Here is a 6565-nt window from a genome sequence, read left to right as displayed (position 1 = left end):
GCCAGGATCACGTGGATGCCCGCCGCGCGCGCCATCTGGGCGAGACGCTGGATCGCACCTTCGATCTCCTTGCCGGCCACCATCATCAGGTCGGCCATCTCGTCCACGATCACCACGATGTAGGGCAGGGGCTCGAGGTCCATCACCTCGTCCTCGTAGATCGCCTCGCCGGTCTCGCGGTCGAACCCAGTCTGCACCGTGCGCGTGATGGTCTCGCCGCGGGCTTTCGCCTCGGATACGCGAGCGTTGAAGCCGTCGATGTTGCGCACCCCGAGCTTCGACATCTTGCGATAGCGGTCCTCCATCTCGCGCACCGCCCATTTGAGGGCGATCACCGCCTTCTTCGGGTCGGTGACCACGGGGGTGAGCAGGTGCGGAATGCCGTCATAGACGGAGAGTTCGAGCATCTTCGGGTCCACCATGATCAGACGGCACTCGGCCGGCGTCAGCCGGTAGACCAGTGACAGGATCATGGTGTTGATGGCCACCGACTTGCCCGAGCCGGTGGTGCCCGCGACCAGGAGATGCGGCATGCGGGCGAGATCCGCGATGATGGGCTCGCCGCCGATGGTCTTGCCGAGGCAGAGCGCAAGCTTCTGCTTGGTTGTCTCGAAATCCTGTGAGGCGAGGAGTTCCCGCAGATACACGGTCTCGCGCTTGTGGTTGGGCAGCTCGATGCCGATGGCGTTGCGGCCCTGCACCACCGCCACACGGGCCGAGACCGCGCTCATGGAGCGGGCGATGTCGTCGGCGAGCGAGATCACCCGCGAGGATTTCGTCCCGGGCGCCGGCTCCAGCTCGTAGAGGGTGACGACCGGGCCGGGATTGACCTTGGTGATCGCGCCGCGCACGCCGAAATCCTCCAGCGTGCTCTCCAGCAGATTGGCGTTCTGCTCGAGCGCCTCCGCCGAGATCAGGGGGGCCGATGCCTTCTTGGGCTCCGCGAGCAGGTTCAGCTGCGGCAGCTGATAATTCCCGTCGTCCAGCAGCGAGGGCTGCGCCTCCCGCGCCATGCGCCTGCCGGGTTTCGGTGCGCTCGGCCCAGGCGCGACGCGGGGCGAGACAGGCTCCGGCCGCATGGCGGCGCGGGGCACCGGCTGCGCCATGGGCGCATCGTCGTACCCCTCGTCCTCGTCCTCATCGGCCTGCGCGGCGGCCGTTCGCGAGACGCGGGCGGGAGGAGAATCGAGCACGGGTTCGCGGCGCGCAGCGCCGCTCCGTCCGGCGCGGCGGGGCTGCGGGGCGGGCTCGAAATCCTCGTCCACGTCGGGCGCGCGACGTCCCTCGCTCCAGCGGCGCGCGGCGGCGCGAAGGCTCATAAGGCCATGGGCGAGCGCGCCGAGGGAGACGATGCCCCAGCCCGGCTCGTCGTGACCGGCTTCCTCGGCCTCGTCTCCATCGGCGATGTGGCGGCGCCGGACCGGGCGGGGAGCCTCTTCCTCGTCCAGCTCGTCGTAGGAGTGCTGCTCGTTGGGGCTGAGCCCGCAGGCGGCGGTGAGGCTTAAGATCGCGATGCCCGCAAACAGGAAGCCCAGGACAGCGCTCCCGGAGCCGCTGGACAGGCCCGTGATCGCCTTCGCGCCCGTGAGGATCGCATCGCCGGTCACGCCGCCGAGGCCCGTCGGCAGGGGCCAGCGACCGGTGGTGGGCATGGCGCTGGCCAGGGCCGTCGCGGCGCCCGTGCCGATCACCCAGAGGGCGAACCGCAGCTGCAGGCGGCCGAGCTCGCCCGATTTCATGAGGCGCCAGCCCCAGAGCGTCAGCGGCAGGACGGCCGCGATGGCGCCGAGGCCCAGGAGCTGCATCAGCAGGTCGGCCACGATGGCGCCGGGCCAGCCCAGCATGTTGTGAACGGGACGATCGGTGGCGTTGTTGAGGCTCGGATCGTCCACCGACCAGGTGGCGAGCGCCACCGCCACCGCTCCGGCCACAGCGACGAGGCACAGGCCCGTCAGTTCCTGCGTCCGGCGGGCGAGGAACGTCTGCAGACCGCTGAAAAGACCGTCATAGGCGGAAGAGGAGGAACGGCGTGCCGTACGCATCAGACCACTCTGGAAATCGGACAGGAAGAGACGAACGTGCCCGGATCCTAGGCACGGCGGGTTAAGGGTCCTTTAACCCTGTGGGCTTTTTTGCGCTGTTGACGGAAGGGGGCGGACGGATCAGTGTCCCGGCCATGACGCGCATGGCCCCCATCACCTCTTTCAGACGCGCCGTTCTGACGGCGCTGACGGCCTATGTGCTCGTGCTGCAGACGGTTTTCGCCTCGTTCGGCGGCGCGGCCCATGCGGCGCAGGCCGCCGGGCCTGGAGGAATCCTCTGCCTGCAAGACGGCCAGACCCGGCCCGATCCCGCCCCGGCCAACGGCCACGACGGGCTGTGCTGCACCCTGAGCTGCCATGGCGGGGGAGCGGCCGGACCCGCTCCTGCATTCGTTCCAGCCGTGCGCCTCGCACCCGTCACTCTCGACGAGCATGTTCAGGCGGATCCGTCGGCCGTCCATCTCTTCTCCACCGTCCTTCCTGTCGGATCGCGCGCGCCGCCGCGTCTCGGCTGATCGTTTCTCCACCGACCAACCGAACTCTCACAGGACGCCTATCCATGATGTCACTCCGCATGCGCGGTGCACTCGCCGCCGCTCTTTCCGCCCTTGCCATGCCTGCTCTCGCCCATGTCTCCTTCGAGACGGCCGAGGCCACTCCCAACGCCACCTACAAGGCCGTCCTGCGCGTTCCCCACGGCTGCGACGGCCAGCCGACCCTGAAGGTGCGCGTGCGCATTCCCGAAGGGGTCGTGGACGTCAAACCCATGCCGAAGGCCGGATGGAAACTCGAGACGAGCAGGGGCGCCTACGTGCGCGCCTATCAGGTGCATGGGGAGGCCGTCTCCGAAGGCGTGACCGACATCATCTGGTCCGGGTCTCTCGACGACGCCTACTATGACGAGTTCGTGTTCCGGGCGTACTTCACCGATGCCTATCAGCCGGGCGCGACGGTCTATTTCCCCGTGGTGCAGGAATGCGAGAAGGGCGTCGCGGAATGGGTGCAGGTGCCCGGCGCGGGCGAGGACCCGCATCAGCTCGTCTCGCCCGCGCCCGGCGTGAGGATCGCGGCGGCGGCGAATGCGGCCCCTGTTGCGCAGAAGGCGGGAACGCTCACCATCGAGCAGCCCTGGTCGCGCGCGACGCCGGACGGTGCGAAGGTGGGGGGCGGCTACCTGCGCATCACCAACACCGGGCAGGAGGCGGACCGGCTGATCGGCGGTTCCTTCCCGGGCGCATCGCGCGTCGAGGCGCACGAGATGGCCATGGAGGGGGACATCATGCGCATGAGGCCGGTTCAGGGCGGGATTGAGATCAAGCCCGGCGCCACCGTCGACCTGAAGCCCGGCGGCCATCATCTCATGCTCATGGACCTGAAGGAGCCCCTGAAGGAAGGCCAGACGGTGAAAGGCACGCTCGTGTTCGAGAAGGCCGGACCGGTCGAGGTGGTATTCACCGTGCGCGGCATGGGCGGCGCGGCACCCGCCGCGAACGGACACAGGCACTGAGAGGGAGTGTGAACCATGGCTCTCAAGCGCTCTCTTCTCATTCCGCTCATCACCTTTGCTCTTGGGCTGCTGGCTCTGGGCGCGACGTTCTGGCTGGTGGTCTATCCCCCGGCACAGCAGCAGAGCGCCTCCCGCGTGCCGATTGGCGGGCCGTTCCGGCTGACGTCGCACGAGGGCAAGCCGTTCACGGACGCGGATCTGAAGGGCAAGCCCTTCGCGGTGTTCTTCGGCTTCACCCATTGCCCGGAGGTCTGCCCGACTACGCTCTACGATCTCACGCAGGATCTCGCGGCGCTGGGTCCCGATGCGGACAAGCTGCGGGTGGCCTTCATCACCGTCGATCCCGAGCAGGATACGCCGGAACTGATGAAGACCTATCTGTCGTCCTTCGATCCCCGCATCGTGGGGCTCACCGGAACGACGGATGAGATCGCCGCGGTGGCGAAAGCCTACAAGATCTATCACCGCAAGGTGCCCACCGATTCCGGCTACACCATGGATCACTCCGCCACAATCTTCCTCATGGACAGCAAGGGTGATTTCTACGGCACGTCGAATTTTCAGGAATCCGCCGAGATCCGCCGTGAAAAGTTGAGGCAGCTGATCAAGAACAGGTGATGCTCTTCCACCGTCATGGCCGGGCTTGACCCGGCCATCCACGTCTGCGGGAAGCGCCGCGTGGAAGGACTTGGATCCCGGCCAGGCCGGGGATGACGGCGAAGGATCGGAAGGCGATCATCTTCACGGGAAAAGCCCCGGCCGCGCGAGCCGGGGCTTTCCTTTGCGAGCCTCTGGAAGGCTTCGTTGACGCATCGCCCGGTGACGTCGCGGCCGCCGGGCGAGGCGGGTTGTTCTCTAGTAGTTGTAGGCGCGCTCGCCGTGGTCCGCGAGGTCGAGGCCCTCGCGCTCGGCGTCCTGCGTGACGCGCAGGCCAACGATCGCGTCGACGATCTTGAAGAGGACCAGCGAGCCGATTCCCGTCCACACCAGCGTCACCGCGGTGGCGACGATCTGAGTCCACACCTGACCGCCGATGCTGTATTCGCCCGCGCCGTAACCGCCCAAGGACGGAGCCGCCACGATGCCGGTGCCGATGGCGCCGATGATGCCGCCCACGCCGTGGATGCCGAAGACGTCGAGCGCGTCGTCGTAGCCGAGGGCGTTCTTCACGGCCGTTACCGCGAAATAGCAGACGGCACCCGCCACGAGGCCGAGCACGATGGAGCCCATCGGGCCAGCGAGGCCGGCGGCGGGGGTGATGGCCACGAGGCCCGCGACCGCGCCCGAGGCGATGCCGAGCAGCGAAGCCTTGCCCTTGCCCATGGCCTCGACGGTCATCCAGGCGAGGCCGGCCGCGGCAGGCGCGACGATGGTGTTGAGGAGCGCGAGGGCCGCGCCGCCTGTGGCCTCGAGGTTCGAGCCGGCGTTGAAGCCGAACCAGCCGACCCACAGGAGGCAGGCGCCCACGAAGGTGAGGGTCAGCGAGTGTGGGGCCATCAGGTCGCGGCCGTAGCCGATGCGCTTGCCGACGAGGAGGGCGCCGACGAGACCGGCCACGCCGGAATTGATGTGAACCACAGTGCCGCCCGCGAAATCGAGAGCGCCGAGTCCGAAGAGATAGCCCTCCGAGAACCAGACCATGTGGGCGATAGGCAGATAGACGAAGGTCACCCACAGACCCGTGAACAGCATCACGGCGGAGAACTTGATGCGTTCGGCGAAGGCGCCCACGATCAGGGCGGGGGTGATGCACGCGAAGGTGAGCTGGAACGCCACGAAGGTGAGTTCAGGGATGGCGACGCCCTTGGTGAAGGTGTCCGCGGTGGAATCCGTGGTCACGCCAGCCAGGAAGGCTTTGGAGAAGCCGCCGATGATGGCACCCAGGGCTCCCTCGCCGCCCGACGTGAAGGCGAGCGAATAGCCGTAAATCACCCATAGGATGGCCACGAGGCTGAACACCGCGAAGACCTGCATGAGCACGGACAGCATGTTCTTGGTGCGCACGAGGCCGCCATAGAACAGGGCGAGGCCCGGGATCGTCATGAGGATCACCAGGAGCGTGGAGACGAGCATCCAGGCGGTGTCGCCCTTGTTGACCGTGGGAGCCGCCGCAGCAGCCTCCTGCGCGAGGGCGGGCTCGGCAGCGAGGCCCAGAGCCAGCGCGCCGAGCGCGGGCAGAAGGGCGGGCAGAATGGAATGACGGGACTTCATCGGATCAAAACTCCGGAAAACAGCGGGAAAGGGATCACAGGGCATCGGAATCGGTCTCGCCCGTGCGGATGCGGACCGCCTTTTCGAGGGAGGTGACGAAGATCTTGCCGTCGCCGATCTGGCCCGTGCGCGCGGCTGAGGTGATCGCATCGATCACCTCCGGCACGAGGTCGGATGCCACCGCCACCTCGATCTTGAGCTTCGGCAGGAAGCTCACGGCGTATTCGGCGCCGCGGTAGATTTCCGTGTGGCCCTTCTGCCGTCCGTATCCCTTCACCTCGGTCACTGTGAGCCCGTGCACGCCGAGAGCGGTAAGGGCGTCGCGCACCTCCTCCAGCTTGAACGGCTTGATGACCGCCATCACGATTTTCATGGGTTGGCCCCCTTTGAGACGCTGGCCCGAGATCGTCGAGCCATGGTTTCTACATGAACCCGCCGCTCGGGGCAGGTGTCGGGAGGGGGATAAGCAATGATCGTGCCAAGTCAGTCCGGCAGGTCAGTCCGCCAGGGAGCGGCTGCCCTGCCTCTTTCCTGGGCAGGCCGCAAATGGCCAGAAAAAGCCCTGTTTGATGAATTCTTAGGCAGGTGGCTTCGAGAGTTCCCGAAAGAAGCGCGGCCTGACAGAAAGGAGCGTCATGCTCCCACCCCCGTCGGCCCCGGCCTTGTGCCGGTGCCCCCCTCAATAGAGCGCCGCGCCATTCACATCGAGGCGGCCGGCACAGGGCCGGCCATGACGGAGGGAGAAACGCACAGGGGCGGCCACGATGTTGGAGAGCTGTAAGCGCTGCGAATCTGCACTGCCCGG

The 6565-nt window shown here is 67.2% G+C and carries 6 protein-coding genes; 3 read left to right on the top strand and 3 right to left on the bottom strand.

From position 1 onward, the window contains the following. Positions 1-2042: DNA translocase FtsK (locus GR328_RS18855; RefSeq protein ID WP_160886529.1), on the bottom strand; the 2042-nt coding region annotated here is incomplete at its 3' end. Between the two features lie 134 nt (positions 2043-2176). Between GR328_RS18855 and GR328_RS18850 the strand changes: the two genes are divergently transcribed. The 3 genes from GR328_RS18850 to GR328_RS18840 are packed head-to-tail and all read left to right on the top strand — an operon-like array spanning position 2177 to position 4167. Then, complete coding sequence (locus tag GR328_RS18850; RefSeq protein WP_160886527.1) at positions 2177-2557, top strand: hypothetical protein; 381 nt, start codon at positions 2177-2179, stop codon at positions 2555-2557. 44 nt (positions 2558-2601) lie between these two features. Next, positions 2602-3549, top strand: coding sequence for a DUF1775 domain-containing protein (locus tag GR328_RS18845; protein ID WP_246215962.1), 948 nt, complete (start codon positions 2602-2604; stop codon positions 3547-3549). 15 nt (positions 3550-3564) lie between these two features. Continuing rightward, entirely contained in the window at positions 3565-4167 is a 603-nt protein-coding gene (locus tag GR328_RS18840; RefSeq protein ID WP_160886525.1) for an SCO family protein, read from the top strand. A 237-nt stretch (positions 4168-4404) separates the two neighbouring features. On the opposite strand, the gene GR328_RS18835 is transcribed toward GR328_RS18840, so the two are convergent. Next, on the bottom strand, positions 4405-5760 hold the full coding sequence (locus GR328_RS18835; RefSeq protein ID WP_160886523.1) for an ammonium transporter: 1356 nt from the start codon (positions 5758-5760) through the stop codon (positions 4405-4407). A gap of 34 nt (positions 5761-5794) precedes the next feature. Beyond that, positions 5795-6133, bottom strand: a complete 339-nt coding sequence (locus GR328_RS18830; protein WP_160886521.1) for a P-II family nitrogen regulator — start codon at positions 6131-6133, stop codon at positions 5795-5797. Positions 6134-6565 lie beyond the last annotated feature (432 nt).

The sequence above is a fragment of the Microvirga makkahensis genome, from assembly GCF_009830105.1.
Classification (GTDB): Bacteria; Pseudomonadota; Alphaproteobacteria; order Rhizobiales; family Beijerinckiaceae; genus Microvirga; species Microvirga makkahensis.
This window is presented reverse-complemented; position numbering and strand designations above follow the sequence as displayed.